Source organism: Phenylobacterium sp., from assembly GCF_036677185.1.
GTDB lineage: Bacteria > Pseudomonadota > Alphaproteobacteria > Caulobacterales > Caulobacteraceae > Phenylobacterium.
On record NZ_JAKFEN010000030.1, the window covers coordinates 1 to 25,811 of the forward strand.

The 25,811-nt window shown below is 69.0% G+C and carries 22 protein-coding genes and 2 pseudogenes; 4 read left to right on the forward strand and 20 right to left on the reverse strand.

All coding sequences use genetic code 11. The features are described 5' to 3' along the window. The 10 genes and pseudogenes from V6M51_RS18500 to V6M51_RS18545 form a co-directional block, all read right to left on the reverse strand. Nucleotides 1-257 (reverse strand): annotated as a pseudogene (locus V6M51_RS18500) (hypothetical protein); the annotation flags it as partial. Continuing rightward, nucleotides 254-1,327 (reverse strand): PepSY-associated TM helix domain-containing protein, encoded by a 1,074-nt coding sequence (locus V6M51_RS18505; protein WP_332769528.1) that lies wholly within the window; start codon nt 1,325-1,327, stop codon nt 254-256. The gene V6M51_RS18505 and the pseudogene V6M51_RS18500, both read right to left, overlap by 4 nt. 371 nt (nt 1,328-1,698) lie before the next feature. Then, a pseudogene (locus V6M51_RS18510) lies at nt 1,699-1,782 on the reverse strand (arsenical resistance protein ArsH); the annotation flags it as partial. A gap of 69 nt (nt 1,783-1,851) precedes the next feature. Beyond that, on the reverse strand, nt 1,852-2,775 hold the full coding sequence (locus V6M51_RS18515) for a proline iminopeptidase-family hydrolase (RefSeq protein WP_332769530.1): 924 nt from the start codon (nt 2,773-2,775) through the stop codon (nt 1,852-1,854). A gap of 7 nt (nt 2,776-2,782) precedes the next feature. Further along, nucleotides 2,783-3,940, reverse strand: coding sequence for an iron-containing alcohol dehydrogenase (locus tag V6M51_RS18520; protein ID WP_332769532.1), 1,158 nt, complete (start codon nt 3,938-3,940; stop codon nt 2,783-2,785). Continuing rightward, nucleotides 3,937-5,334: an aldehyde dehydrogenase family protein gene (locus V6M51_RS18525; protein ID WP_332769534.1), complete on the reverse strand. Its 1,398-nt coding sequence runs from the start codon at nt 5,332-5,334 to the stop codon at nt 3,937-3,939. Before V6M51_RS18525 ends, V6M51_RS18520 begins: the two co-directional genes overlap by 4 nt. Before the next feature lie 15 nt (nt 5,335-5,349). Further along, nucleotides 5,350-6,711 carry a glutamine synthetase family protein gene (locus V6M51_RS18530; RefSeq protein ID WP_332769536.1) on the reverse strand — a complete coding sequence of 454 codons (1,362 nt, stop codon included), beginning with the start codon at nt 6,709-6,711 and terminating at the stop codon, nt 5,350-5,352. Continuing rightward, entirely contained in the window at nt 6,711-7,478 is a 768-nt protein-coding gene (locus V6M51_RS18535) for an N-formylglutamate amidohydrolase (protein ID WP_332769539.1), read from the reverse strand. The genes V6M51_RS18530 and V6M51_RS18535 overlap by 1 nt, the downstream gene beginning before the upstream one ends. Then, on the reverse strand, nt 7,471-8,352 hold the full coding sequence (locus V6M51_RS18540) for a hypothetical protein (protein WP_332769541.1): 882 nt from the start codon (nt 8,350-8,352) through the stop codon (nt 7,471-7,473). The genes V6M51_RS18535 and V6M51_RS18540 overlap by 8 nt, the downstream gene beginning before the upstream one ends. A gap of 118 nt (nt 8,353-8,470) precedes the next feature. Then, nucleotides 8,471-10,603, reverse strand: a complete 2,133-nt coding sequence (locus tag V6M51_RS18545) for a TonB-dependent receptor (RefSeq protein ID WP_332769543.1) — start codon at nt 10,601-10,603, stop codon at nt 8,471-8,473. 180 nt (nt 10,604-10,783) lie between these two features. Between V6M51_RS18545 and V6M51_RS18550 the strand changes: the two genes are divergently transcribed. Further along, nucleotides 10,784-11,443 (forward strand): GntR family transcriptional regulator, encoded by a 660-nt coding sequence (locus V6M51_RS18550; protein ID WP_332769545.1) that lies wholly within the window; start codon nt 10,784-10,786, stop codon nt 11,441-11,443. Here V6M51_RS18550 and V6M51_RS18555 read toward each other — a convergent pair. Next, a complete protein-coding gene (locus V6M51_RS18555) occupies nt 11,440-12,279 on the reverse strand; it encodes a carbon-nitrogen hydrolase family protein (RefSeq protein ID WP_332769547.1) in 840 nt (279 codons plus the stop codon). The genes V6M51_RS18550 and V6M51_RS18555 overlap by 4 nt on opposite strands. Nucleotides 12,280-12,345: 66 nt before the next feature. Between V6M51_RS18555 and V6M51_RS18560 the strand changes: the two genes are divergently transcribed. Continuing rightward, nucleotides 12,346-13,719 (forward strand): hypothetical protein, encoded by a 1,374-nt coding sequence (locus V6M51_RS18560; protein ID WP_332769548.1) that lies wholly within the window; start codon nt 12,346-12,348, stop codon nt 13,717-13,719. Here the strand turns inward: V6M51_RS18560 and V6M51_RS18565 are convergent. The 4 genes from V6M51_RS18565 to V6M51_RS18580 are packed head-to-tail and all read right to left on the reverse strand — an operon-like array spanning nt 13,716 to nt 18,765. Beyond that, complete coding sequence (locus tag V6M51_RS18565; RefSeq protein WP_332769550.1) at nt 13,716-14,813, reverse strand: PepSY-associated TM helix domain-containing protein; 1,098 nt, start codon at nt 14,811-14,813, stop codon at nt 13,716-13,718. The two genes, V6M51_RS18560 and V6M51_RS18565, sit on opposite strands and share 4 nt — an antisense overlap. Before the next feature lie 16 nt (nt 14,814-14,829). Further along, nucleotides 14,830-15,906 carry an ABC transporter ATP-binding protein gene (locus tag V6M51_RS18570; RefSeq protein ID WP_332769552.1) on the reverse strand — a complete coding sequence of 359 codons (1,077 nt, stop codon included), beginning with the start codon at nt 15,904-15,906 and terminating at the stop codon, nt 14,830-14,832. Further along, nucleotides 15,899-17,617 carry an ABC transporter permease gene (locus V6M51_RS18575; RefSeq protein WP_332769554.1) on the reverse strand — a complete coding sequence of 573 codons (1,719 nt, stop codon included), beginning with the start codon at nt 17,615-17,617 and terminating at the stop codon, nt 15,899-15,901. Before V6M51_RS18575 ends, V6M51_RS18570 begins: the two co-directional genes overlap by 8 nt. Continuing rightward, a complete protein-coding gene (locus V6M51_RS18580; protein WP_332769556.1) occupies nt 17,617-18,765 on the reverse strand; it encodes an ABC transporter substrate-binding protein in 1,149 nt (382 codons plus the stop codon). Before V6M51_RS18580 ends, V6M51_RS18575 begins: the two co-directional genes overlap by 1 nt. 160 nt (nt 18,766-18,925) lie before the next feature. Between V6M51_RS18580 and V6M51_RS18585 the strand changes: the two genes are divergently transcribed. Both V6M51_RS18585 and V6M51_RS18590 read left to right on the forward strand, forming a co-directional pair. Beyond that, nucleotides 18,926-19,696 (forward strand): HpcH/HpaI aldolase family protein, encoded by a 771-nt coding sequence (locus V6M51_RS18585; RefSeq protein WP_332769558.1) that lies wholly within the window; start codon nt 18,926-18,928, stop codon nt 19,694-19,696. A gap of 15 nt (nt 19,697-19,711) precedes the next feature. Next, nucleotides 19,712-21,223: an OprO/OprP family phosphate-selective porin gene (locus V6M51_RS18590; RefSeq protein ID WP_332769560.1), complete on the forward strand. Its 1,512-nt coding sequence runs from the start codon at nt 19,712-19,714 to the stop codon at nt 21,221-21,223. A gap of 254 nt (nt 21,224-21,477) precedes the next feature. Here the strand turns inward: V6M51_RS18590 and V6M51_RS18595 are convergent, their stop codons facing one another. Genes V6M51_RS18595 through trbL form a run of 5 tightly spaced genes read right to left on the reverse strand, consistent with a single transcriptional unit; the run spans nt 21,478 to nt 25,678 of the window. Continuing rightward, nucleotides 21,478-21,696: a DUF2274 domain-containing protein gene (locus V6M51_RS18595; protein ID WP_332769562.1), complete on the reverse strand. Its 219-nt coding sequence runs from the start codon at nt 21,694-21,696 to the stop codon at nt 21,478-21,480. Between the two features lie 7 nt (nt 21,697-21,703). Continuing rightward, nucleotides 21,704-22,852 (reverse strand): TrbI/VirB10 family protein, encoded by a 1,149-nt coding sequence (locus tag V6M51_RS18600; RefSeq protein ID WP_332769564.1) that lies wholly within the window; start codon nt 22,850-22,852, stop codon nt 21,704-21,706. Next, nucleotides 22,849-23,832: a P-type conjugative transfer protein TrbG gene (trbG, locus tag V6M51_RS18605; RefSeq protein ID WP_332769566.1), complete on the reverse strand. Its 984-nt coding sequence runs from the start codon at nt 23,830-23,832 to the stop codon at nt 22,849-22,851. The genes V6M51_RS18600 and trbG overlap by 4 nt, the downstream gene beginning before the upstream one ends. Then, entirely contained in the window at nt 23,832-24,518 is a 687-nt protein-coding gene (gene trbF / locus V6M51_RS18610) for a conjugal transfer protein TrbF (protein WP_332769568.1), read from the reverse strand. The genes trbG and trbF overlap by 1 nt, the downstream gene beginning before the upstream one ends. Beyond that, nucleotides 24,515-25,678, reverse strand: a complete 1,164-nt coding sequence (gene trbL / locus V6M51_RS18615; RefSeq protein WP_332769569.1) for a P-type conjugative transfer protein TrbL — start codon at nt 25,676-25,678, stop codon at nt 24,515-24,517. Before trbL ends, trbF begins: the two co-directional genes overlap by 4 nt. Nucleotides 25,679-25,811: the final 133 nt, after the last annotated feature.

Consider the following 25,811-nt stretch of genomic DNA (forward strand, 5'->3'; position numbering starts at 1 on the left):
GCCGGCGCCGGCGCCGGCACGGGCGCGGGCGCGGCGCGGGGCGCTGCGGCGGGAAGCTCTGTCACGGCCGGACGACCGACCGTCGCGACCGGGGCGGCGGCGGCCAGCCTGGCCTCCAGCCCGCGGATGCGGGCGTCCTGGGCTTCGATCCGCGCGAGCAACTCCTGGATCGAGGGGTCAGCCGCCCTGGCCTCCGGCGCGCCCGCGGCGAGCAGGGCGAAGGCGGCCGCGGTGACGGCGTGGGATCTTGGGGTCATCTCCGCTCCCTGCGGCTGGTCCAGAGCACGACCCCGAGCCCACACATGGCGATCAGCCAGACGCCGACCAACAGCACGGCCGTGCGTCCGGCGGGTCCCAGAATCTGGCCGGTATGGACGGGATAGAGCAGGTCGAAGACCCGGAGGCGCCAACCTGCCCGCGTGGTGTCGTAGTCGCTCAGAAGCCGGCCATCGTCGTCGGAGACGTAGACGGTCGTCCGCCCGAACGCCTGCCGCGGCTCGTCGGGCTGCAGCAGCCGGATCCGGTACCAGGGCGCGTCCGCCGACGGGAACACCACGCCGGAGATCGCAGCGTCGGGGTAGCGGGCGAGCGCGTGGCGCATTGCCTGGCCGGGGGTCACCGGCGGCGCAGCGGCGGAGGTCGTGGCCGGGGCCGCCGGTGCGACGGGCTCGGCCCGCAGCCAGCCGCGCAGCGGGTCCTCGAAGCTGATCGCCGCGCCGCACAGGGCGAGGATTGCGGCCGGAAGGCATAGCCAGAGCCCAAGCGCCCGGTGCCAGGCGTAGCTCCAGGCCCGCACGGGACCGCCCGTTGTCGGGACCAGCGCGGCGCGCCAGCGGCCGATCCGCGGAAGCGCCAGGCTCAGCGCGAGCAGGATGTTTGACGCCAGCAGCAGTCCGCTCGTCCCGATGATCCAATGGCCCCGGTCTCCCAGGAACAGCGTCTGGTGGAAGGTGGTGAGCGTGTCGTAGAGGGCGCCGTTCGAAACCTTTTCGCCCGAGTCCATCGTCCTCAGGACGCGACCCTGGCCGTCTACGCGCCAGGTCCTCGCCTCACCGGTGGAGGGGTTCTCGAGCGTAATGTCGTAGCGGCGGCCCCCCGTCGCGCTGGACCAGATACTGCTGGCGGCCCAGCCCGGCCGCTCCGCCTCGATAAGGTGGATGCGCCGCTCGATGGCGGCCGGTGCGAACGGCCGGCTAGCACCGGCGACCGAGGCGTCGTCCAGCTCCCAGCGAAAGACCAGGGCGACACCTGTGAGCGCCTGAAGGATCCAGAGGAGCGCCAGGCCGAGGCCCAGGTAGCGGTGGAGCGTCAGGATCGCGGCTTTCATCGACTGCTCCCTGCTGGTCGCCCGCGCGCGCGTCCACAACGGCGACCTGAGGGTAAGGGGCGGCCGTACGGCGCCCACAGTGGCCAAAACCAACCCCAGCGGTGATCCACGAACACCACGGGGTGTTTGGTCCCGGGCTTTGATGGTGCAATCTTTTCCCCGAGTGGAAGGAAGCACTATGGGTCAGATACTGTACGGATGCGCCCGCACGACTGAGGCAGTCCGTCGAGCGATCGTCCCGCCAGCTCTGAAGACCGAGTCCGATCTCGATGGCGTCGAGCAACTGCTTCGCCACAACCACGTCCGGCGAACCGCCCCCCTCCTCTATAACACTTTGCCATGTAAGGATCGCCGTCTTGCAACCTCGACGCGACCATCCTCCAGCGGCCGAGTACGCGCAGGGTGTTCACCGCGTTGAACGGCTGCGAGCCGCCGCTGACCTGCCTCACCGCCAGCTAAAGCTCTCCGCGGCGACGTCGCGCCAGAAGGGCCAACGCCCACGCCATCATCCCCTCAGGGCATCATCAACGGCAGGGGTGAGATTTCCGGGTTAGGCCACCGACAGCCGCGCGGGCGGCGACTTCCTCTAGAAAGGCCCGGACCGCCGGAAAGTAGGCCTCCGGCTCTTCATGGAACGGCATATGGGAACTGGCCTCAAAGATCTTCAGCCACGAGTTCGGCAGGGCCGCGTGCATCTTCTCCGAGCAGGCCGGCGTCAGTTCATCGTGGGCCCCGCACAACACCAGGCAGGGCGCCGCGATCGCCCCCATGGCTGGGATGCGGTTCCAGTCCTTCATGTTGCCGGTGTAGGTGAACTCGTTGGGGCCTTGCATCTCCCCGTACGGCCCCATGTTCCAGTCGGCGAGCGCGGCCGTGAGGCTATCGGGCCAGGCCTGCAGCCGGCAGACGTGACGGTAGTTCAGGATCGTGATCGCCGCCTGGTACTCCGGATGGTCGATCGAGCCCTCCGCCTCGTGGCGGCGCATCATGGCCAGGGTCTCGGCCCCCAGCGCGCTCCGCAGCCGATCCAGTTCGCCGACCAGGTGGGGGATGTCGCAGGCGCCGTCGGCCAGGATGCAGCTCTTCACCTGCTCGGGATGGGTCAGGCAGTATTCGGTGAAGAGCCAGGTGCCCCAGGAATGGCCCAGCAGGTGGACCGGGCCGAGGTCGAGAGCGGCGCGGACCTGCTCGGCCTCGGCGACGTAGCGTTCCAGGGCCCACAGGGCCGGGTCCTGCGGACGGTCCGAGGCGCCGCAGCCGAGCTGGTCCCAGGCCACGACCCGCCAGCCGTCCCGGGCCAGGCGCGCGTGGGGCTCCCGAAGATAGAGGCTGGGCAGGCCCGGCCCGCCATTGGCCAGGAACAGCGTCTCATCGCCCTCGCCATAGATATAGGCCTGGACCTCGAAGCCTTCCTCAAGGCGGACGCGGCGGACCTGCGGTTCGGTCATGACGGCCTCAGATCGTTCCGGCCAGAGCCGCGTCGAACACCCGCCGGGCGGCCGCCGCGTCGAACGGCAGAGGGTTGCCGGAGGCCGAGGGATCCTCGGCCGCCTTCATGGCGATATCCGCCGCCCGCTCCGATCCGACGCCGAGGCCCGCGAGGGTGTGGGGCACGCCCAGTTCCTCGCGCAGGGCCAACACCCAGTCCAGCACGCCGGTGAAACTGGACTGCCGCAGGCGGAGATAGGCTCCCAATCGCGCCATGCGTTCTTCGATAGCGGCCCGGTTGAAGGCCAGGACATAGGGCATCAGTACGGCGTTGGTCATGCCATGGTGGGTGTCATGGACGGCTCCGATGGGGTGGGCCAGGGCGTGCATGCCGCCCAGCCCCTTCTGGAAGGCCGTCGCTCCCATGGAGGCGGCGGTCAGCATGCGCCCGCGGGCCTCCAGGTCGGTCCCCTCGCGCCACGCCCGCGGCAGCCACTCGGCCACCAGGCGCGCGCCCTCCACGGCGATGCCGTCGGCCATGGCATGGAAGCCCGGGGCGCAATAGGCCTCCAGGCAATGGGAAAGGGCGTCCATGCCGGTGGCCGCGGTGACCGACGGCGGCAGCCCAACTGTCAGTTCGGGGTCGAGCACCACGGTGAGCGGCATCATCCGCGGATGGAAGATGATCTTCTTCAGTTGCGCCGCCTCGTCCAGGATCACCCCGGCGCGGCCGACCTCCGAGCCGGTGCCCGCCGTGGTCGGAACGGCCACCACGGGCGCGATCCCCGCGACATCGGCCCGGGTCCACCAGTCCCCGACGTCCTCGAAGTCCCACAGCGGCCGGGTCTGGCCGGACATGAAGGCGATCACCTTGCCCGCATCGAGGGCCGCGCCGCCGCCGAAGGCGATCACCCCGTCATGGCCGCCCTGCCGGTAGGCCGCCACGCCTACCTCGATGTCGGCGCCGACGGGATTGGCGCGCACCTGCGAGAAGATCCCTGTCGGCATTCCGTCGGCGGCGTTCCGCTCCAGGCAGGTCGCCGTCATCGGCAGCCCGGCAAGGCCGGGATCGGTCACCAGCAGGGGCCGCTTCATGCCCGCGGCGCGGCAGCTCTCGGCCAGCTCGGCGATGCGTCCGGCGCCGAAGCGGACGGCGGTGGGGTAGTTCCAGTTGGCGGAGGTCATGATTGCACCGGACGCAGGTGGAAGGCCTTGGGACGGGTGACGGCGGCGAAGCCGTAGGCGCCCAGCGAGGCGCCGCGGCCGGTGTCCTTGACCCCGCTCCAGGGCAGGCGCGGATCGACATAATCGCAGCGGTTCAAGAATACGGTGCCGGTCTCGACGGCGGCCCCAAGGTTTCGCGCGGCCTGCGCATCGGCGGTCCAAATCGAGGCCGTCAGGCCGTACCGGGAGCTGTTCATCAGCTCGACGGCCTGGTCGTCGTCCTCCACGGGCATGATCCCGGCCACGGGACCAAAGGTCTCCTCGGTCATCACCGCCATCGCGTGATCGACGCCGATCAACACCTGCGGCCTCACATAGGCCGAGGTCTCGTCGTCGGCGGGGAAAGCCGCCCGCTCCAGGAGCGCCGTAGCCCCCCTCCCCACGGCGTCGGCGACCTGGCCACGCACCAGCTCGGCCTGGCGAAGGTTGGCGACCGGGCCCAGGGTGGTCGCCGGATCCAGGGGGTCGCCAAGGACGTAGCCACGGGCCAGTTCGGCGAAGGCGTCCACGAACGGCTGGTAGATCCGGCGGTCCACATAGATGCGTTCGATCCCGCAGCAGCACTGGCCGGAATTGTAGAACGCCCCGTCGACCAGGGTCTCGACCGCCGCCATCAGGTCGGCGTCGCTCCGCACATAGGCGGGGTCCTTGCCGCCGAGCTCCAGCGTCAGGCTGGCGAAGGTCCCGGCCGCGGCGCGCTCGACGGACCGACCGCCCTCCACCGAACCGGTGAAGGCCACATGGTCGAAGGCTCGGTCGGCCAGCAGGCCGGCCACCGCCTCATGGGACATCGGCAGGTGGGCGAACAGACCCGATGGCAGGCCCGCCTTGCGGAAGGCCTCGGCGAAGCGCTCTCCCGCGAGAATAGTCTGGGCCGCGTGCTTCAGGATCACCGCATTACCGGCCAGCAGGGCGGGGGCGATGGTGTTCAGGGCGGTCAGGTAAGGATAGTTCCAGGGGGCGATCACCAGGACGAGGCCGACCGGCTCGCGTACCACCCGCCGCTCGATCCCGTCCGGCCATTCGACGTCGGCGGGACCCAGAGCCGCCTGGGCCTGGTCGAGGATGGCTTGCAGGCGCTCCTCGAACGAACGGAACTCTCCGCCATAACGCACAGGACGACCCATCTGCCAGGCGAGTTCCGGCACGATCTCATCGTTCAGCCCGCGCATGGCCTCCAGAAAGCTCAGCATGACCTCGATCCGCGCGGCCAGCGGAGTCCTGGCCCAGTCACGCTGAGCCGCGCGGGCGGCGGCGAGCACCGAAGCGATCTCCTCGGGCTCGGCGCACCGCCGCCTCGCGAACTCTCGCGCATCAACGGGCGACACACACACCAAGTCTGGGGAGGAAGGCATACAGGGGTCCAGCGGTCAGATGATTTCGAAGTAGCGGTTGAGCTGCCAGTCGGTGATGGCCTTGCGGGCTTCCCGCTCCTCCCACTCGCGGGTGGCGGCGTAGTGCTCGACAAAGGCGTCGCCGAAGAGATCGCGCGCCGCCGCCGACGCCTTCAGCCGCGCCGCGGCCTCAGTGAGGGTCCCGGGCAGCGATCGACCAGGAGCCGGGGGTTGGGCGTAGGCGTTGCCGTTGATGGCCGGGTCCGGCTCGATCCGGTTCTCGATGCCCCAGAGGCCCGAGCCGATGGCGGCGGAAAGCGCGATGTAAGGATTGATGTCGGCGGCCGCGATCCGGTACTCGACCCGCTGGGCCGTAGGCGAGCCGCCGATCACCCGTAAGGCGCAGGTGCGGTTCTCGAAGCCCCAGTTCGCCTGGGTCGGCGCCCAGTGTCCGGGGATCAGCCGCGCATAGGAATTCACCGTGCAAGCGACCATCGCCAGCAGCTCGGGCATCAGGGCCTGCTGGCCGCCGACGAACCAGCGCTGGGCGTCGGACATCCCGTTCCAGCCGGCGGGATCGTGGAAGACCGGCGCGCCGGAGGCAGCGTCCTGCAGCGACATGTGCAGGTGACCCGACTGGCCGGGCCAGTCGCGCGACCACTTGGCCATGAACGTGGCCATCCAGCCGCGCCGCTGGCACAGCACCTTGACGAAGGTCTTGAAAAGCGCCGCCTTGTCCGCTGCGACCAGGGCCTCGTCGACCCGGATCGCGCCCTCCAGCACGCCGGGGCCGGTCTCGGTGTGCAGCGCCTCCAGCTCCATGTCCATGTCGACGCAAAGCGAGAGGAGCTCCTCGTAGAACTCCGAATAGAGCCCGGAGCGGAGCATGGAGTAACCGAAGGACCCGGGGCTGATGGTCTTCAGGCCTTGGTAGTTCTTGGCGCGCACCGACTGCGGCGTTTCCTCGAAAACGAAGAACTCGAACTCCGCGGCCGCCTTGACGCGATAGCCGGCGTCCGCGGCGCGGGCCAGGACCCGCCGCAACAGGCCGCGCGGGCAGATCGCCTCGGCCGCTCCGGTGAATTCGGCCAGCAGCAGAGGGATGTCGTTCTCGAACGGAATGCGCCGCAGGGTTTCCGGCAGCAATCGGACCGCGGCGTCCGGATAGGCGGTATGCCAGCCGGTGAAGGCGGTGTTGTCATAGAGCTGGTCGGCCGAGTCCCAGCCCAGCACCACGTCGCAGAAGCCCAGGCCCTTCTCGAGCCCCGAGGCCAGTTTCTCGGCATGCAGGTGCTTGCCACGGAACACCCCGTCGATGTCGAAGACGCCGATCTTGGCGTAGGCCGGCCGGCGCCCGGCGACGAGCTCGGCGATCTCCTTTGCAGTGGGGCGCGGCATTAGAACGCTCCAGCGCATGCGGCCGGCCGGGCGCGGCTCGTCGAGGCCGAGATGGCGCCGGCGAGGCGCGCGGCAATGGTCGCGATCCCCGACGTCTCGCCTATGAGGTCGTTGCGGACTTCCAGCATCAGACTGGGCAGGCCGCGCGCTTCGGCGTGCCGTTCAAGCGTGTAGTAGACCCCGTCGGCGGGGGCGTAGGGGACGTTGAGGCCGACGCTCAGGCCAGGTTCGGCCCGCAAGCGTCCGGCGACCTCCTCGGCGAGTTCCTCGTCCTTGCGGTACAGCACGCCAACATGCCAGGGCCGCACCCTGCCGCCGAGGACCGGGGTGAAGCTGTGCACGGCTACGAGGGCCGGCTCTTCTCCCACGGCGGTCCGGGAAGAAATCAGGTTTGCCACGGCCTCATGATAAGGCGCGTGCACGTCGACGATCCGTCGCGTCCGCTCGGCCGACGACAGGTTCAGATTGCCCGGGACCGGACCGAACTCCGTCTCGTCGACCACCAGATCGGCGCGTTGCGGCGCGCGGTTACAGTCGATCAGCAGCCTGGAGACGGTCGGATACGCCAGCGGCGCGTCGAGGGCGCGGGCCAGCGCTTGCGACAGGGCGAGGGCGCCGCGGTCTAGGGCCACATGAGTCTCGAGGACCTCCGGCGCCAGGCCAAGACAGTCCAGCCCCGGCGGAATCGCGCTGGCGGCGTGGTCGCACAGCACCACGAAGCCGCCGTAACGCGCCTCGCCCTCGATCCGGAAAGGCGCTCTACTCACGGCCGCCACCCCCGGCGGCTAGCGAGATCGGCTCCGGCGAGATCAGGTCGCGGAAAAAGGCGCTCGCGGCCCCGACCATGGGATCGAGGCTGTGGGTGACGCCGTCCAGAACGTCGACACGCGCCGGGACGCCGGCCGCCTCTAAATTGCCGGCGAGCTTCAGCAGCCGATCCACTCGCGTCCGGCCGCTGTCGTTGGCGCCGGGCATCCAATAAGCGCCGCCGGGCGCATGGGTGATCTCGTCGGTATCGCGGTCGTCGCGGCCGACCGCCAGATGGACCTGCACGCGTCGGACGGCCTCGAGGTCGATGTCGCGGCCGAACCGCTCGCGTACGCCCGCGATCCCGACCCACCAGTCGCGGTCCGGATCTAACAGGGTGGGCGAACCCGGCGCGCAGGCCGAGACCGCGCTCAATCGCTCCGGATGAAGGTAGAGGAACCGGTGGGCGAAGTGGGCTCCACCGGAAAATCCGAACATCATGAACCGCTCGGTGGGCACGCCGTAGCGGCCGCCCACCTCGGCCAGCATGTCGAGCAGGACGTGGTCGTACCTCAGGCCCTTGTCTTCGATGTATTTGTAGGCGTCCCGCTCGCCGGCCGCGCCGATCCCGCCGGGGAACAGCGGCGCCAGGACGATCAGGTTCAGGGCGTCGGCCAGGGGCGCGAAACTGTCGCGCAGGGCCTGGTTGGCCCGCTCGGTGCCGTGCACCACGACCAGCACTCCTGCCCCTTCGCGGGCCTGGGGCTCCCGCAGGGCGGCCGGCACATAAAGGCAGTAGGAAAAGCGCTGATCGGCCTGGCAGGCATAGACCGTGGTGCGACCGAAGTCGTACGCTGAGAGGCCTCGCGAGGGCTTGTCGTTGGGTTGGTGCATTGAATTGTCGCCGCCTATACGCCGCCGGGACTCGCGCCGGGCTCGCGGGAGATGGATGCTTGCGCCGCCGCCTGGGGGCGCGGAGGAGACCGCCCGCAGGCCGTCCCCTCCGGACACCTCAGTAGTTCACGCCCACCCGGACGAAGAGCGTCCGGCCCTCGGCCTTGCTGTAGCGGTCGTTGCGGTTGAGCATCTGGGAGGTCACGGGGAAGTAATCGGAATTCAACAGGTTGCTGACCCCGATCGAGATGTCGGCGCGGTCGACCTTGAACTCGGTCATGGCGTCGATCCGCGTCGTGGGCTCCACCTTGCCAGTGTAGAAGGCGCCCACGGGCGAGCCGGGGAACTTGTTGCGCGAGCCCGTGTAGGCCATCTGCACGCGGACCAGCCAATCGGGCGTGATGTCGTGCTCGAGATAGGCGTTGAACTGCTCGGGGCTGATGCGCCGGCCGGTGAGCGGAGTGTCCAGCTTGCCGTCGTGGGTTGCGTCACGCTTGCCTTCCGCCCAGGAGAGGTTGGCCCCCCAGCGGGTCTCCGGCCCGAAGTCGCCGTCGACCGTGAGCTCGACGCCCTCGATGCGCTCCTTCTCGCGAAGGATCTGCGCCTCGGTGGGGTGCAGCGGATCGATGACGAAGTCGGTGCCCAGTTCGGAACGGCTCTGGAAGTAGGCCGCGGTGAAGCGGATGTTCGACCAGCGGCCGCGCAGGCCGATCTCGTAGTTGTCGACCATGGCCGCCTCGGGCTTCAGCGCCTCGAGGCTGGTGAAGCGGGCGTTGCGCAGGGGAGCGCCCACGTCGGGCACCGAGAAGCCCTGCGAGAAACCGCCGAACAGCTGGATCGCCTCGGTCAGCTGGAACGTGCCGCCGAGGTTGATGGGCGTCGCCTGGTACTCCAGCTCGCCGCCGTCGACCCGCACCCCGGTCAGGCCGGCCACGAAGGGATCGGTCTTGAGGCGGAACTCGTCATGACGCACCCCTGCCCGGAAGGTCAGGCGGTCGGTCACCGGCAACTCGACCTGCACGAAGGCGGCGTAGTTGGTCTGCTCCATCGGCGGGGCGAAGGTACGTCCATCGCCGGGGATGTTGGTCAGCGGCAGCAGGGGCTGCTCGGTGGTGTCGCGGTTGATGTCCACGCCCCACAGCACCAGCCCGTCCTCGAAACCGAGGAAGCCGAGCTTGGTGCGGAAGTCGGTCTGCAGGCCGATCTTCTCAGAGTCGATCGTGGTCTGGGTGCCGCCAAGCCGGGCCGGCTCGAAGCCGAACACCCCGTAGTTCTCGACATAGTAGAGCTGGGCGTGGAACGAGCTGCCTAGGACGTCGCCCTTGGTATAGGCGAGGTAGGAGACGATGTTGCGGTTTTCCTGGTTCAGCGCGCGCGGATCCTGGGCCCCTTTCACCGTGGAGGTAGGCGTCCGGGTCGCGACGCTGCCTGGGACTAGGACGTAGTCGGTGTCCTGTTCCTGCTGGTAGAAATTGATCATCGCCTCCAGGCGCTGATCGTCGCCGAAGTTGTAACCGACCTTGCCGAACAGGTTGTAGATGTCGGAATCGGCGATACCGCCGAACAGCTGCGGGTCCGGCGGCAGGCGCCGGCCGTTGGCGTCGAACACGCTGTTCACGCGCTCGTAGCTGCCGTTGATATTGACGTCGAACCCACCGATCGCGCCGGTCGCGCTTTGGAAGACGTACGGGCGGAAGCTGCCCTTGCGGTGGGTGGTCGAGACGCTGGTCCCGGCCTCGCTGCGGAACGCCCACTCGTCGGCGGCCGACCCGCTCTTGGTGATGTAGTTGATGATGCCGCCGGCGCCGCCCTGGCCGTAGAGGGCCGAGGCCCCGCGGATCACCTCGATGCGGGCCAGCGCCGACGGCGCGATCAGGCGCACGTCGCGTCCGCCGTCCCGCAGCGGGTTTGAGATCGGAATGCCGTCGATGAAGATCCGCACCGGCCGGCCGCGCAGGCCCTGCTCGACATTGGCGGCCGTGCCGTTCCCCTGCGCCAAGCCGGGCACGTTGAACGCCAGCACGGTGGCGATGTCGCGCGTGGTAGCGAGCTGACCGGCGATCGCCTCCTCGCCGACCACCGAATAGGAACCCGGGAAGGTCTGGATGGTGTCGGAGAGGCGCGAGCCGGTCACGACGACCTCGGCGAGCTCCTTGGACGGCGCATCCTCGGCCGCGGCGGCCTGGGCGCCCAGGCTCAGCAGCGCGCCGCACGCGATCCCGCCAAGCAACGCCATCTTACGCATCTTCATACCGGCCTCCCCCTCTTGCAGTTATCGATCCGCCGAGCCGGCCGCGCCGTCGGTCATAAAATAGTAGCCAATTTAGGATCGTATCGCAACGCCAATTTGAGAAACTTCTCTGGCTTGAGGAACGCCGACTAGCGGTGGTATTGGTTGCATCTGAAATCAGAGGGAAAATCGGCTACTCAAATGGGCGCATCGGCGGCTGAGGCTCAGATCGACACTGAATCGTCCCTGGTGGCGCGGCTGGAGGCCGACCTGCTGGCCGGCCACTTCCGTCCCGGCGAATGGTTGAAACAGGCCGATATCGAGTCCGCCTACGGGGCGAATCGATTCGATGTGCGGATGGCGCTTCTCGACCTGAAGGCTCGCCAGTTGATCGAGCATGTCCGCAACCGCGGGTTCCGCGTCATCAGCCTATCGGAGCGCGAGCGCGAAGAGCTGACCGAAACACGCACGATCCTGGAAAGCGCCGCCGTCCGCATGGCCGCCCAGAAGATCAGCAAGGAGGCGGTCGACGAGCTCGCCGCCATCGTCGATGAGTTCGAGGCCAAGATGGCCGATTCCGATCTCGACGTGCTGCGCGGGCTCAACGCCCTCTTCCACGACAAGCTCTATGAGAACTGCGGCAATGCAGTCCTCGCCAGGGAGATCAAGGCCCTGCGCCAACGGGGCCTGCCCGGCAGCCGCGGCACCTGGAGCTGGCGGACCTTGACCGGCATCCGCAGCAGCCACCAGGACCACGTGGAAATGATCCGCTTGTTGCGCAAGCGCGACAGCGAGGGCCTGGCCCAGCTGGTCGACCATCACCTGAACCGCTGGCGCGACTACGCGCCGAAGCCCGCCTAGACGCTCGCGGTTTCCCTGACCGTCTCCAGGTCGAACGGCCGCTCGACCATCGGCGAGGGGATGGCCGCCCGGAACCGATCCACCTCGGCGAGGTCAAGGCTGGCCCGGACCACGCCCGCGGTCTCGCCGCCATCGGCCAGGACCCGGCCCCAGGGATCGACGATCAGCGAGTGCCCGTAGCAGCCGCGATCGCCAGCGAACTTGCCGCACTGGGCCGGGGCGACGACATAGGCTCCGGTCTCGATGGCGCGGGCCCGGATCAGGGTGTGCCAGTGCAGCGCGCCGGTGGTCTCGGTGAAGGCGGCGGGAATGAAGATGAGCTTGGCGCCGGCCTGGGCCAGGCGCCGGTAGAGGCTCGGAAACCGCAGGTCGTAACAGATGCTGAGCCCGGCCGCGCCCCAGGGCGTGTCGGCCACCACCGCGCGGCGGCCGGCGACGAAGAGGTCGGATTCCCGGTGGCTCTCACCGTCGGGCAGGGTGACGTCGAAGAGGTGGATCTTATCGTAGCGGTCGACGATCGCCCCGTCGGCCCCCAGCAGGTATGAGCGGTTGGCGAGCCGCTCGGGGGTTTCGCGCACGCTCACCGATCCCACCAGCATCCAGGTCTTGAGTTGCGCCGCCAGCGCGCGCAGCCGTCCCAGGGCCCGATGGTCCGTCTCGAACGGGGCGTAGGCGCGATAGGCGTCAGGCCCTGCCCCCTGGAAGTCGGCGACTTCCGGCAAGGCCAGGAACTGCGCGCCGCCTTCGACGGCCCCCCCGGCCATGCGCTCGATCTCGCGAAGGTTGGCCTCGGCGTCGCCGCCGCTGTTGGTCTGGATGCACGCAATCTCGAGCATGGCGCCCTCCTTGTTTGGCCGTCAAAATTGGCTACTCTTTCGGCTACTGTCAACGATCGAGGATGCATGCCGATGCCGGCGGGGGCTGAAAACACGTGGGGCCTGGACGAGCCGGGAGCCGGTGGCCGGCCGCTCCGGTTCGTGACCGGCGGGGCCCATGCCGACTGGCGCGCGGCCTTGTCGCCGCAGGAACGGGACTGGGCCGAGGTCTGCCGCTTCGAGGCGCTGGGCGGCCAGACCCTGGCCCTGCCGGACGCCGCGGGCGGGCTCGCCGGCGCGGTCGGCGGCCTCGGCGACGCCGAGGATCCGCTGAGCTACGCCCACCTCCCCGCCTCGCTGCCCGCCGCCCGTTTCGCCATCTCCGAGGGCCTGCGGCCGGCGGTCGCCGATGCGCTCGCCCTCGGCTGGGCGCTGGGGGCCGCGGGCCCACTGGACCGTCCGGCGAGTCTCGTCTGGCCGAAGGACTGCCAACGGGAGCGTATCGCCCCCCTGATCGCGGCCGAGATCGACGCCCGCTCCTGGATCAACGCCCCGCCCTGCGAGCTTGGCCCCGGCGAGCTCGCCGACCTGGCGCGGGCGGAACTGGCGGGCCAGGGCGCGGAGGTCCGCGTCCTGAGCGGTAAGCGGCTGGGCGAGGCGGGCTATCCCGGGCTCGCCCATGTGGGCAAGGGCGCCGCCCGGCCCCCGGTCCTGATCGACGCGACATGGGGACCGGCCGACGCGCCCAGACTCACCCTGGTCGGCAAGGGCGTCTGCTTCGACGCCGGCGGCCTCAACGCAAAGCCCTATCCTGACGTCCTGGCCATGAAGGCCGACATGGCCGGCGCCGCCCACGCGCTGGCCCTGGCCCGCCTGGTCATCGGCCGCCGCCTGCCGGTACGGCTGCGGCTGCTGATCGCTGCGGCCGACAACATGCCCTCGGGTTCGGCCATGATGAACGGCGACCTAGTGCGCACCGCCTGCGGCCAGACCATCGAGGTCGTCCACACCGACTATGAGGGCCGGGTGATGCTGGCCGACGCCCTGGCCGCCGCCGACGCCGAGGCCCCCGACCTGCTGATCGATTTCTCCACCCTCACCGACACCGGCCTCGGGCCGGACATCGCCGGCGTCTTCACCCAGGACGATGCCCTGGCCGAGGAGCTGGCCGCCCATGCGGCCCGCCTGCGCGACCCGGTCTGGCGACTGCCGCTCTGGGAAGGTTACGCCGGCCAGATCCGCACCCCCTCGGGACACCTGGCCAACCGCGAAGCGGGCGAGGCGCGCATCCCCTCCATCGCCGCGGCCCTGTTCCTGAAGCGGTTCGTACGGCAGGCCGGAAGCTGGCTGCATTTCGACCTGGAGGGCTGGAACGCGATCGCCTGCTCTCCGCGTCCCTTCGGCGGCAATGTCGTGGGACTGCGCGCGACCTTGGCGCTGCTGGAAAGCCGCTACGGCTAGGCGGGCCGGGTCCGGGCGCTCACGCGGCGGCGCAGGAGCCAGCTGCCGAGCCCGGCGCCGATCAGCCCGAGGAACGCCAGACCGACGCCCGCCAGGACGATGCGGCCGGGCCAGCCCAGGACCTCTCCGTTATGCAGCGGGAACAGCAGGTCCAGCGCCCGATCGGCGGCGGAGGCCGAGGCCGCGTCGTTGATCCACAGAACCCTGCCGGAATAGGCGTCGACGATTAGGGTGGTCGTACCGGCGATGGTGCGGAACTCCTCCGGCTGCAGCACGCGAATCTCGTAGGGATCGGCCGGCGCCTGGGGCAGCAGGATGGTGCTGAAGGCCGCGCCGGGGAACCAGGTCCGGGCCACCTTCAAGGCCTCATCCGCCCCCATGCGTTCTCCCCCGACGACCGACCAAACCCGTGGCGCGGCGGGCGTCGCGCCCAGGCCCTGCAGGGCGCCCCGCAGCGCTCCGTTCCAGACCATGCCCGCGCCGGTCACGGCCGTGATCGCCAGGAAGGCCGCCGCCAGCAGGCCTGTGGCCCGGTGCAGGCCGAACAGTGCCGGACGCCCGCCCTGGCGCAGCCTGAGAGCCAGGGCCTTGCCCCACTGCCCCCGGCGCGGCCAACCGGAGATCAAGCCGAGGACGACGGTCGCCAGCAGGAAGAGCCCGCTGACGCCGACCAGCACCTCGCCCCTGCGGCCGAGCAGCAGCTTCTGATGCAGTTGATAGACGAGTTCGAAGACGCGCGGCGCGTCCCAGCGGCCCGGCTCGCCGCCGGCCACGATCCGGTTCGAGGCCAGGTCGACCCAGACGGGATTCACGATGCCGGCTGGCGACCGAAGCCAGACCTTCACCGAGCGCAGGGGCTCGTCATGGGCGCCGATGCGCGTCACCGCATGCCCCGGCGCCTGGGTCGCGAGGCTCTCCACCACCGCGTCCAGCGACAGCTCGTAGGTGGCCACCGCCGGCCCGCTGGCCAGCAGCGCCGCCTCGATGTCGCGGTGGAACAGCAGGACCAGACCCGTCAGGGCGAGCAGCGCCCAGTGAAGACCGAGCGTGAGCGCGATCCAACGGTGGATCCGTCGGAGAAGCTGGGACGGCACGACCTGGAACCGGCGGCTAGGGCCGAATCGCCACGGCGTGTTCCGGCGCGAACGAGGCGAAGACGTCCGGGCTCTCCAGCAGGTCCTCGGTCTCGGCGGCGATCGCCGCCCCCGAGGTCTGGATCGAATAGTGGTAGCGCGCGCCCAGATAGCTGCGATCCAGGATTCGGCCCTGCAATACGTTGCCGTTCACCCCGACCGGCCGCTTGGCCGACAGCCGCACGTGCTCGGGCCGCACCGCCAGCAGCACGTCGTCGCCGGGGGCGAGTTGCGGGGACCAGGCCGCGGCGAACCGCGAACCCTGCACCTCGACCACGGCCTCAAACTCGGGAGAGCGGTCGATCAGGCGGCCCTTCAAGAAGTTGCTCGAGCCGATGAAGTCGGCGACGAAGGAACTGGTCGGCCGGCGGTAGATCTCCTGCGGCGTAGCGAGCTGCACGATCTTTCCGCCCTGCATCACTGCGATACGGTCGCTGAGCGCCAGGGCCTCGATCTGGTCGTGGGTGACGTAGATCGTGGTGATGGCCAGCCGCCGCTGCAATTGCTTCAGCCAGTCGCGGGCCCGGATGCGCAGCTTAGCGTCCAGGTTGGACAGCGGCTCGTCCAGCAGCAGCAGCGAGGGCTCGAAGACCAGGGTCCGCGCCAGCGCCACGCGCTGCTGCTGCCCGCCCGAAAGCTCGTGCGGATAGCGCGCCGCATAGGACTCCATCTCGACCAGGGAGAGAGCCTCGTCGATCCGCCGTGCGCGTTCGGACTTCGGCACCTTCCGGATGCTCAGCGGGAAGGCCAGGTTCTGCGCCACGGTCATGTGCGGCCAGAGGGCGTAGGACTGGAAGACCAGGCCGCAATTGCGCCGCTCAGGGCGGACGTTCAGCCCGCGAGCGGCGTCGAAGAACACCTGGTCGCCCACGCTGATCTTGCCGCCCGTGGGCGTGTCCAGGCCGGCGACCGCGAACAGAGTGGTGGACTTGCCGCAGCCGCTCGGGCCCAGCAGGGTCACGAACTCGCCGTCGCCCACCGTGAAGCTCACGTCATCGACGGCGCGCACGCCCCCGAAGTGCTTGGAAAGGCCTTCGACGACCAACTCAGACATCAGTGTGACTCCGAAGCGCGTAGCGGGCGACCAGTACGAACACCGCCGTGATCGCCAATTGAATGACCGAGAGGGCCGCCACCGGGCCGCTGTCGCCGTTCGCCCAGAACGACAGCATGGTGGTGCCGATGATCTCGCTGCCCGGCGCGAACAGAAACACCGCCGAGGAGTATTCCTTGATGAAGGACAGGAAGAGCAGGACATAGGCGCCGAACACCGCCGGCTTGAGCAGGGGCGCGACGATCCGCGTCGTGGTCGTCCACCAGTCCGCTCCGCAGGCGCGGGCCCCCTGGTCCAGTTCCTTGCCCAGTTGCATGAGGGCCGGCGAGATCGCCCCGAAGGCCGTGGGGATGCTGCGCATGGTGAAGGCGAGCATCAGGATGAAGATCGTCCCTTGCAGCAGGTGCACGCCCGGCAGGATCAGCATGGCCCAGAACAACCCGATCCCGGCCACGATCCCGGGCACCGCCCGAGGATAGAGCGCCGCATATTCCAGTTGCTTGCGAAACCGGAAGTCCGACCGGTGCACGACCACCGCCACCAGGGCGATGAACACCGTGGCCACCGCGCCGCCGACCGTGGCGATGACCACGCTGTTGGTGATCGAGCGCACATAGGCCGGATAGGCGAAGAGCAGCTTGAAATTGTCGAGGGTGAAGAGGTCGTAGGGGGCCAGCAGCGGCGTCAGGAAGGTCGTGAAGGCCCGCACCACGATCCCGATCAGGGGAATGAACAGGACCAGGACATTGTAGAGCAGGAAGAGGCCGAAGACGAACCAGCGCGCCTTGCCCAGTTCAGCGGCCTTGGGCCGCTGGGCCTTGCCCTTGACGGTGACGAAGCGGCCCGCCTTGCGTAGCAGCAAGCCCTGCAGCAGCAGCAGGATCGAGATGATCACCAGCAGCAGGGCAGCCGCGGCGCCCACCAGGCCGTAGTCCGGTTCGATGGCGCCGAGCCCCTCGCTGTAGAGGAAGGTCGTGAAGAACTCGAGGCCCACCGGCCGGCCGAAGACCAGCGGCACCGACAGCATCTCCAGCGCGCCGATGAAGGTCAGCAGGGTCGAATAGATGATCGCCGGGCGCATCAGCGGCAGCGACACCGACCACAGCACCCGCAGGGGGCCCGCGCCCAGGCTGCGGCCGGCGTCTTCGAGGGTGGCGTCGGCGAGCTTGGCCGAGCTGGCGCAGAACAGATAGACCAGGGGCGCGGCGCCGGTCCCGGCCACCACCGCCATGCCGGGGATGGTGTAGAGGTCCCACGGCGCGTGGCCGAGCCATTGCTGGGCGAACCCGGTCACATAGCCCGACGGGCCGTACATGATGAACCACGAGAAGGCGATCACCAGCTGGGAGATGTACATCGGCCACAGCACCAGGCTGCGCAGGAAGCCGCGCGCCGGCAGGTTCGTCCGCTCCAGGAAGATCGCGAAGCCGACGCCCAGCACCAGGGCGACAACGGTGGTGGTCGCCGCCAGCATCAGCGAGTTGGTGATTACCTGGTAGAACTCGGCGTGCGAGAACAGCCGCGCGTAGTTCGCCAGGGTCAGCAGGCCGCCGTCTTCGTAAAGCGGCCGGTCGACCAGCGACTGCCAGAGCACGGGAGCCAGCGGCGCCACCACCAGGGCGACGGTGACTAGCGCCACCACCCATTGGATCAGCAGGGCCCGGTTGGGCAGCTCGACGGAACGCTCAAGGGTGTTCTCAGCGGAGGCCATCAGCGCCGGACCTTGAACAGGCTGTTCCAGCGGTCGATGAAGGTCCGGTAGCCGCTCAGCATCTCCTTGCGGTAGCTGATCATCACCACGTTCTGCTCGCCGCCCACGCGCCGGGTCACCTCGGCCAGGGTCAGGTAGGGCACCTCGTCCGGCTTGATGTCGTCGCGATAGGGCGTCATGCCGCCGCGCGCCGCCGCCAGCTGGCCGTCGTGGGAGATCAGATAATCCAGCATCAGCCGGCTGGAGGCCGGGCTCTTGGCGGCCTTGGTCACGGCCACGCCGCGCATCATCACAGGTGTACCGTCGGTGGGCAGCACCCAACCCACGATCTTGTCGCGGCCCGGCTCGTCCATGTGCGGGAAGACGGTGATCGCCGAGGTGTAGTAGGCGGCCAGGTATTCGCCAGCGGTGACCTTGTCGAGCATGGTGGCGCCGCCGCTCTCGGGCCGGGTCATCGGGGCGAGCTTCGTGTAGAGGTCCCAGCCGCCGGGCTTCTGGTCGGTCACCACGGTCCAGTGGATCGCATAGGCGAAGGGGTGGCTGGAGGCGTCATAGGTGGTGAGCTTGCCCTTGAACCGGGCCGGATCGCGCTGGCCCAGCTCGACCAGGCTTCCCAGTGTGGTCGGATGCTCCTGCGGCTTCAGCAGGAGCTTGTTGTAGACCAGGATCATCGGGTCGGTGGAGAAGGTGTAGACCCCCGGCATCGGCACGGTCCACTTGGGCACGTGACCGGCTTCCGGGCTCTGGTACTTTTCGACGCCGTCGCGGGAGACGAACCTCTGCCAGGCGTCGGGTGCGCCGCTGACGATGAGGTCGGCGGAGTGCCGTTTGGCCGCGGTTTCCGAATAGTAGCGCTCGAAGACCTCGCTCGGCCCCATGTCGAGGGTCGACACCTTGATCCAGGGATAGCGCGCCTTGAAGCCTTCGAGGATGTCGCGCCAATTGTACTCCGCGACGTTGGAATAGATCAGCAAGCCGCCCTCACCCTTGGACGCCTCGATCATCTTCGAATAGTCGGCCGGATAATAGTCGGGCAGCGGCGTCGCCACCGACGGCGCCGACGTCTCGTCCTTGCCCGCCGGCGCCCCGCATGCGGCCAGCACCGCACAGGCCAAGGGAACGATCAGCTTCCTCACCGACGCAAGCACGGCTCTCTCCTCCTTGTGGAGGGCGCGGCCCCCCTTCCAGCAAATAGTCGCCAATTTTTAAGCCACGCGCAAGGCCGCGAAAGCACATAGTCGCTTTTAATTGCGTTTTTTTTGGCTACTATTTTGCACCACGCCCCTCGCCGCCACCCGGAGATGCTCGGTGTTCCGCCGCAATCGTTTGAAAACACGCCTTAATCAAGGGAAATCCAGCACCGGCTGCTGGCTGTTCCTCGGCTCCCCCGCCGCCACCGAAGTGCTGGCCCATGTGGGCTTCGACGCCCTGATCATCGACCACGAGCATTCGCCCGGGGGACTGGAGACGGCGGTGCATCAGCTCCGCGCCGCGGGCGGAAGCGACGCTACCGTGCTGGCCCGGCTGGCCGACAACAACGCCTCGGAGATCAAGCGCCTGCTGGACGCCGGGGTGGAGGGCGTGATTGCCGCCAATGTCGAGAGCGCCGAGGAGGTCGAGCGCCTAGTCCAGGCGGCCTATTACCCGCCGCGCGGACGACGCGGGGCGCATTTCACGGTCTCGCGGGCGGCCGGATGGGGCGCGTCCAGCCAGACCTATTTCGACAATATCCAGGACGAGATCCTGGTTGTGGCGATGATCGAATCGGCGCGCGGCGTCGCGACCCTGCCGGAGATCTGCCAGGTCCCCGGCCTCGATATGTTGTTCATCGGCCCGCTCGATCTCTCGGCCAGCATCGGGGAGACCGGCCGCTACGACGCCCCGGCATTCCAGACCCTGTTGGCCCAGGCCGAGCAGACGATCCTCGCCTCGGGCGTACGGCTGGGCGGAACCGAGCTGCCCGGCTCGCCGGCCGCCGCGCTCTTCGCCCGCGGCTACAGCTTCGTCACCGTCGGCAGCGATGTCGGCTTCCTGCGCCAATCGGCCTGCGCGGCCGCGGCCTCGACCTCGCGCCCGTAGGGCTGGAGCTCCCGAATGCATATCACCGCCCTCCCCCTGCTCGCCATCCTGGCGGTCGCCAGCCCCGCGGCCGCGGCCGAACCCACCGCCACGGCCGATCGCATAGCCGCCCTGGAGCGCCAGCTCGCCGACCTTTCGACCCACCTCTCGGCGGTGAACGCCGAGCTGGCCGAACTCAAGGGAGCGCATCCGGCCCCGCCGCTCGCCGCGCCCCCACCGGCGGCCGCCCAGCCGGTCGTCACCTTCGCCAAGGGCAAGCCGACCATCGCCTCGGCCGATGGCGGTTCGGCGATCTCGGTCCGCGGCCTGTTCCACTTCGACGCCGCCGCCTATCTGCAGGACGGTGCGGGGCCGCTCGCCACGGATTTCCGCCGGGGCTCCTTCGGCGACGCTACCGAGGCGAGGCGCGCGCGCGACCTGAACAGCGGCACCAACTTCCGCCGGGCCCGCCTGGGGGTGGACGGAAAACTGGTCGGCGACTTCGACTACAGCCTGGTCTACGAGTTCGGCGGCTCCGGCGCCGAGGACAGTGGGCGGGTCCTCGACCTCTGGCTCCAATATTCCGGCCTGAGCCCCTTCCGATTCCGCTTCGGCGCCTTCTCGCCCAATGTCGGGCTGGAGGACGCAACCTCCACCAACGCCATCATGTTCCTTGAGCGAGCCTCGTCGGCGGAAATCGCCCGCAGCCTAGTCGGTGGTGACGGCCGTTCGGCGATCCAAGCCTATACGAATGGGCGCAACAGTTTCGGTACGGTCGGCGTGACAGGAGGCGTGTCGGGAACCTCATCCAACCCTTTCGACGAGCAGATCGCCGTCATCGGAAGGGTGGCCTATGCGCCCTCCTGGGGCGACACCACCCTGCATCTAGGGATCAATGGAGCCGCCGTGCTGCGGCCCGCCGACGCGGGCCTCGAGGCCTCCGGCGTGCGCCGCGCGGTCCGCCTACGCGATCGGCCGGAACTGCGTGTCGACGGGACGCGCCTGATCGACACCGGTGATCTGGAGGCTCAGGGAGCCTGGTCGCTGGGCTTGGAGCTGGCCCTGCAGCATGGCCCTCTGCTGATGCAGGCCGAACATGAGACTATCGGTGTCGATCGGCCGGGCACACCGGACCCACGATTTGGCGGCTGGTACGCCCAGGCCGGCTGGATTCTTACCGGCGAAGCGAGGCGCTGGGCGCCTGCCGCCGGCGCCTTCGACGGACCGATTCCGGCCCGCCCCTTCGATCTCTCGACGGGAGATTGGGGGGCGTGGGAGGTCGCCCTGCGCCATTCCTACATGGACCTGAACCATCATGATGGTGTGGCCGGCGGCGTTCGCGGCGGTGAACAGACCATCTGGACGGCCGCCCTCAACTGGTACGTCAACCCCTCAGTCCGCCTGATGCTGCAGGCCCAGGACGTGCGCGTGAATAGGCTTTCGCCTGGCGCGGGAACCTTCGGGGCTGGCGCCTTGACGCCGCCAGCCGGAGTTCAGATCGGCCAGCACCTGCGCTCGCTCACGCTCCGAACGCAGCTGGCGTTCTAAGGCGTCAATGCTTCGGCGAGACGCCGGCCGCGCCGTACACGTCCATGAAATCGAACCTAACGCGTCGTATAGCCGAGGAAGGCGGCGGCCGCCGCCGTGTCGAGCCTCCGCTTAAACCTAAATGGGCGGGCAGGCATAGTTCTTGCGTTTTCAGCTAGCCATCGGAATGTTTCGATCACTTATGCGAAAACGGAGCGGTGAACGGCTTACTTCCACGTGCGCGATAGTATTTTTCTCCCCCTTACCGGTCCCACCTAGGCGGAGCGCCTGATCTTTGCGAACGCGCGGTCGGCGCCCATGAACCGCGCCAGCATCGGCGGGATGAGCTTGGCAGGCTCGACGACCCTCCCGCCGCCCTGGGCGAGCGCCTCGCCATAGGCGACGAGATCCCTGTGGACCGCTGCGGGAAGCTCGACTGTCACCTTGACCGGCGTGTCGTCGAGCAGCGTGGCAAGTTTCAGCTTTTCGGCCATGACATCCTCAGGATCGATAGGGTTGAAGCACGAGATCGCGGGTCACGATCACGCGGACGGGTGCGCCGGGTCGGATCGTCAGGGTCGGCGCCACGCTCAGACCCTTGCCGACCGCCTGCTGCCCAACCTGGTTGAAGGTTCCGGCCGCGCCGGTCCTAAGAGCCTTCAGGACTTCACTATCGTCGTCCGAGCTGCCGAGTTCGGTTCCGACGCCGAGCAGGGTCGAGAGCGCCGCCATGCCGAGCAGGCCCGACCAATGCCCGTCGACCTGGTCTTCCAGCCCAGCATAACCGGCGGCGTCGCCGGCCGGGAGCTTCTCCAGCACCAAGGACCGACCGTCGGGCAGGAGAAGCCGCGTCCAGGCCAAAAGCACCCGACGCTGCCCGAAGGCGATCCGGTTCTCATACACCCCGAGAAGGCGAGCGCCCTGAGGGATGAGCAGGATGCGGCCGGTCGGCGTGTCATAGACATTCTGGGTGACCTGCCCGACCACCTGCCCCGGCAGGTCGGAGCGGATCCCGGTGACCAGCGCCGCTGGGATCACCGCCCCGGCTTGAACCACATAGGGTGATGCCGGCGCGGCCAATCGCTCGACGCTGGTGGTGCGGCGATCCACAGGCCCCTCGAGTGTTCCGGCCTCGCCGGGCTGGCCGGGCGAGAGCGTGGCCACGTCGCCGGCCGCCATCGTCAGCAATGGCGTTGAACTTGAGGACTGGGCATCGCTTGCGAACAGCCGGCTTGTCCGAGCCGCATCGCGTTCCTGCACCTGCCGCTGTTTCGCGGCCTCGAGAGCCGTATCAGGTGGAGCCGCGGGCAGTGGTTCGCCTGGGCCGATGACGGGCGCCGGCGCGCCCGCGGCGAGGATCGGACCGCCGAGATCGCCAGGCAGCGGCGGGCCGAGGCGAGGCGCCGATCTATAGTCCGCCGGCAGGGTCCTAACCTGTTCGGGCGGGCCTCCGCCCACGTTGTAGAGCTCTGGGCCGACCTTCAAGGACCGCTGGGCCGTCATGGCGTAGGCGACGACGCCCAGCAGCGCCACGGCCGACACCGAACCGGCGCCGATCAGGACCTTGCGCGATAGGCGCACCACAGGCGGCCGTTTGGAGCGCAGACGCAGATCCGCTGGGATTTCGTGTTCGGGCGCGGATGTGGTCACGACGCGTCCTCCACCAAGCGGGACAGGCGGACCCGTTGTCGACCACGCCGATCGCCGAGCCGAAGCTCGGCTTGGTCGAAGATGCGGTCGACGATCATCCGCCGGCCGTGGACACGGTAGTTCACGAGCTCGGCCACACCTCCCGCCGCGACGACGAAGAGCGGCGGCATCTCGCCCTGGGCAACCGACCCGGGGAACTCGATGAAGGTCTGGCGGCCATCGTCATAGACGCGGACGGGCCGCCAGGCCGCACGACCCTGGATCCGGTAGCCGAAGTTGAGGGCCGCCGACGACGGCGCCTGGAGCGCGGCCGCCTCGGCCTGCGCTACGCGCCGGGCTTCCGCATCCGCGGCCGCGGCGCGGGCCTCGTCGGCAGGATAGCGCCACGACACCGCGGCCATGTAGGTGCTCGCCGTCGCCCGGAGCTCCAGGTGATAGGTCCGGCGGTCGGTGTTGATCACCAGATTGGTCAGCAGGTCGCCGCGGGTGGGCTTGACCAGGATATGCACGCGCTGCTCAGCCCCTGAGCCACTCTCGGTGTCGCCGATCACCCACCGCGTGGTGTCGCCAGCCGCGACCGGCCCGGCGCCGGCGAGCTTCTCCTGCGGCTGCAGCATGATGTCGGTCACCCGTCCGGGGGTGGCATAGACTTGGTAGAGCGCACTCTCGGAGAAGGCGTAGACCTGGGCGGCGTTGGCGTAGCCCTCCAAGCGGGGCTGGACACGGGCGGCTGCATTGGCTTTGGCCACCCTGGCCAGAGGGTTCTCCGCCTTCGCCTTGCGCGCCGGCGATCGGACAAGCGGTCGCTCCGGCGGATTCGGGATCGGTGTCGAGGCGAGGATTCGGGGCGTGAGCGAAGGCTTGGCCGATTGCGGCGCGCTCGCGATCGGAGCCAGAGGCTCCAAGGCCTCGACGGGATCGGGTGAGGTGGCGCAGCCGCTGAACGCGAGCCAAGCGACGGCCGGGACGATCGCGCGCATCAGCCCAGCTCCTTCGACCAGTTCAGAGCGTGGACGAACACCCCCAACGGGTTCTTGCGGAGTTGCTCGGCGCTCTTCGGGGGCTGCACAACCACCCCGACGATGGCTGTCCATCGCTCGGTGGCGGCCAGGGCGCCGTCGACGTAGCGCCGTTCGGTCCAGGCCACGCGGAAGCTCGACGGCGAGGCCCGGATCACGCTGGAGACATCCACGGCCACCTGAGTGGTCCCCACCCTGGCGAACGGATCGTCGGCGCGGGCGTAGTCGCTCAGCGCCAGGGCGCCACGATCTGTGGTGTAGTCATAGGCCCGCAGCCAATTCTGGCGGACCACCACCGGGTCGGCCGGGATCGAGCGCACCTCTTCGATGAACCGCGAGAGGTGCCAGGCGATCTGCGGGTCGGTGGGCCGATAGCCAGCCACGGCCGGCGCCACCGCCTGGGCCTCCCCGAACCGGTCGACCTGCACGACCCACGGCGTGATCGAGCCGTTGGCGCCTTGCCAGACAAGAGCCGCGGCGAGGCCCGCCGACAGGGTCAGGCTCGCAAAGGCCATCAACCGCCAGCTGTGGGCCTGCACGCGGGCCGAGCCGATGCGCTCGTCCCAGGCCTGGCCGGCGCGCTGATAGGGCGTCTCGAGAACCGGGGTCTCGCCATAGCGGACGCCGGGGCGACGAAAGACACTCATGAGCGATCCTCCGAAAGGGACACCGAGGCCCCGCCGCCGGCGTTATCGCCGGCCCTGACCGCGTGGGCCGCGGCGGTGGCGCCATGGACGGCGGCCTGGCGCTGCTGCAGTCGTTTGGCCCAGGCTGGCGCGCCGGAGCCGCCCGCCGCAGGGGCCGAGCCGCCGGCGGGGCCGGAGGCTTTGGGACCCTGCCCGCCATCACCGGAGCCGGAAGGCCCGGCGCGGCCGCGCCTGGCGGCGGAGACCGCGGCCTTCGCGCCGCCGACACCCGCGCCGATCATGGCTCGCCCGGCCATGGCGCCAGCCACGCCGAGACCGCCAGCCGCCAGGCCCGCACTCACCGCCGCGCCGGCGCCCAGTTGCGGCGCCCCGGAGACCAGGCCGCTGGCGATGGCCGGCCCGAAGATGCCGAGGCCGAGCAGGCAGAGGGACGCCAAAGCTAGGGCCAGCACCTCTTCCAGGGAGGGCGACTGGCCGCCGAAGTCCTGCACGAACTCGTCGAACAGGGTCGAACCGATCCCGACGATCACCGCCAGGACCAGGACCTTCACCCCGGACGCCACCACATTGCCGAGCACCCGCTCGGCCAGGAAGGCCGTTCGGCCGAAGAGACCGAAGGGGACAAGCACGAAGCCGGCCAGGGTGGTGAGCTTGAACTCGATCAGGGTCACGAAGAGCTGCACGGCCAGGACGAAGAAGGCGACCAGCACCACGAGCCAAGCCAGCATCAGCACAATGATCTGGGCGAAGTTGCTGAAGAACCCCGGGAAGCCCGACATTTGATTTACGGCGGCCAGGATCGGTTTTCCGGCGTCGATGCCCGTCTGACCAAGCTTGCCCGGGCTCAAGAAGTCCGCTGGGCTCATACTGCCACCCGCCGCTTGAAGGCCCAGGGCGGAGAAGGACTCGAAGAGTATCTTGGCCAGGCCGTTAAAGTTCGACAGTAGGAAGGCGAAGAACCCCACATAGAGGGTCTTCTTGATCAGCCGCGCGATGACGTCGTCGCTTGCCGACCAAGCCCAGAAGAGCGCCGCCAGGGTCACGTCGATGGCCACCAGGGTGGTGGCGAGGAAGGCGACCTCGCCGCCCAGCAAGCCGAACCCGGAATCAATGTAGCGGGTGAAAACGTCCAGGAAGCGGTCGGCTACGCCGGTGTTCATTTCGCGCCGCCTTCACCAAGGAAACGCGAGAAGCTCTCGTCTTGGACCTTCTTGCACTCGGCACTTTCGGCCACCTCGACCCCACCTCGAGCACAGCGCGCGACTTCATCGCGAAGCTCGACGCCGGACAACG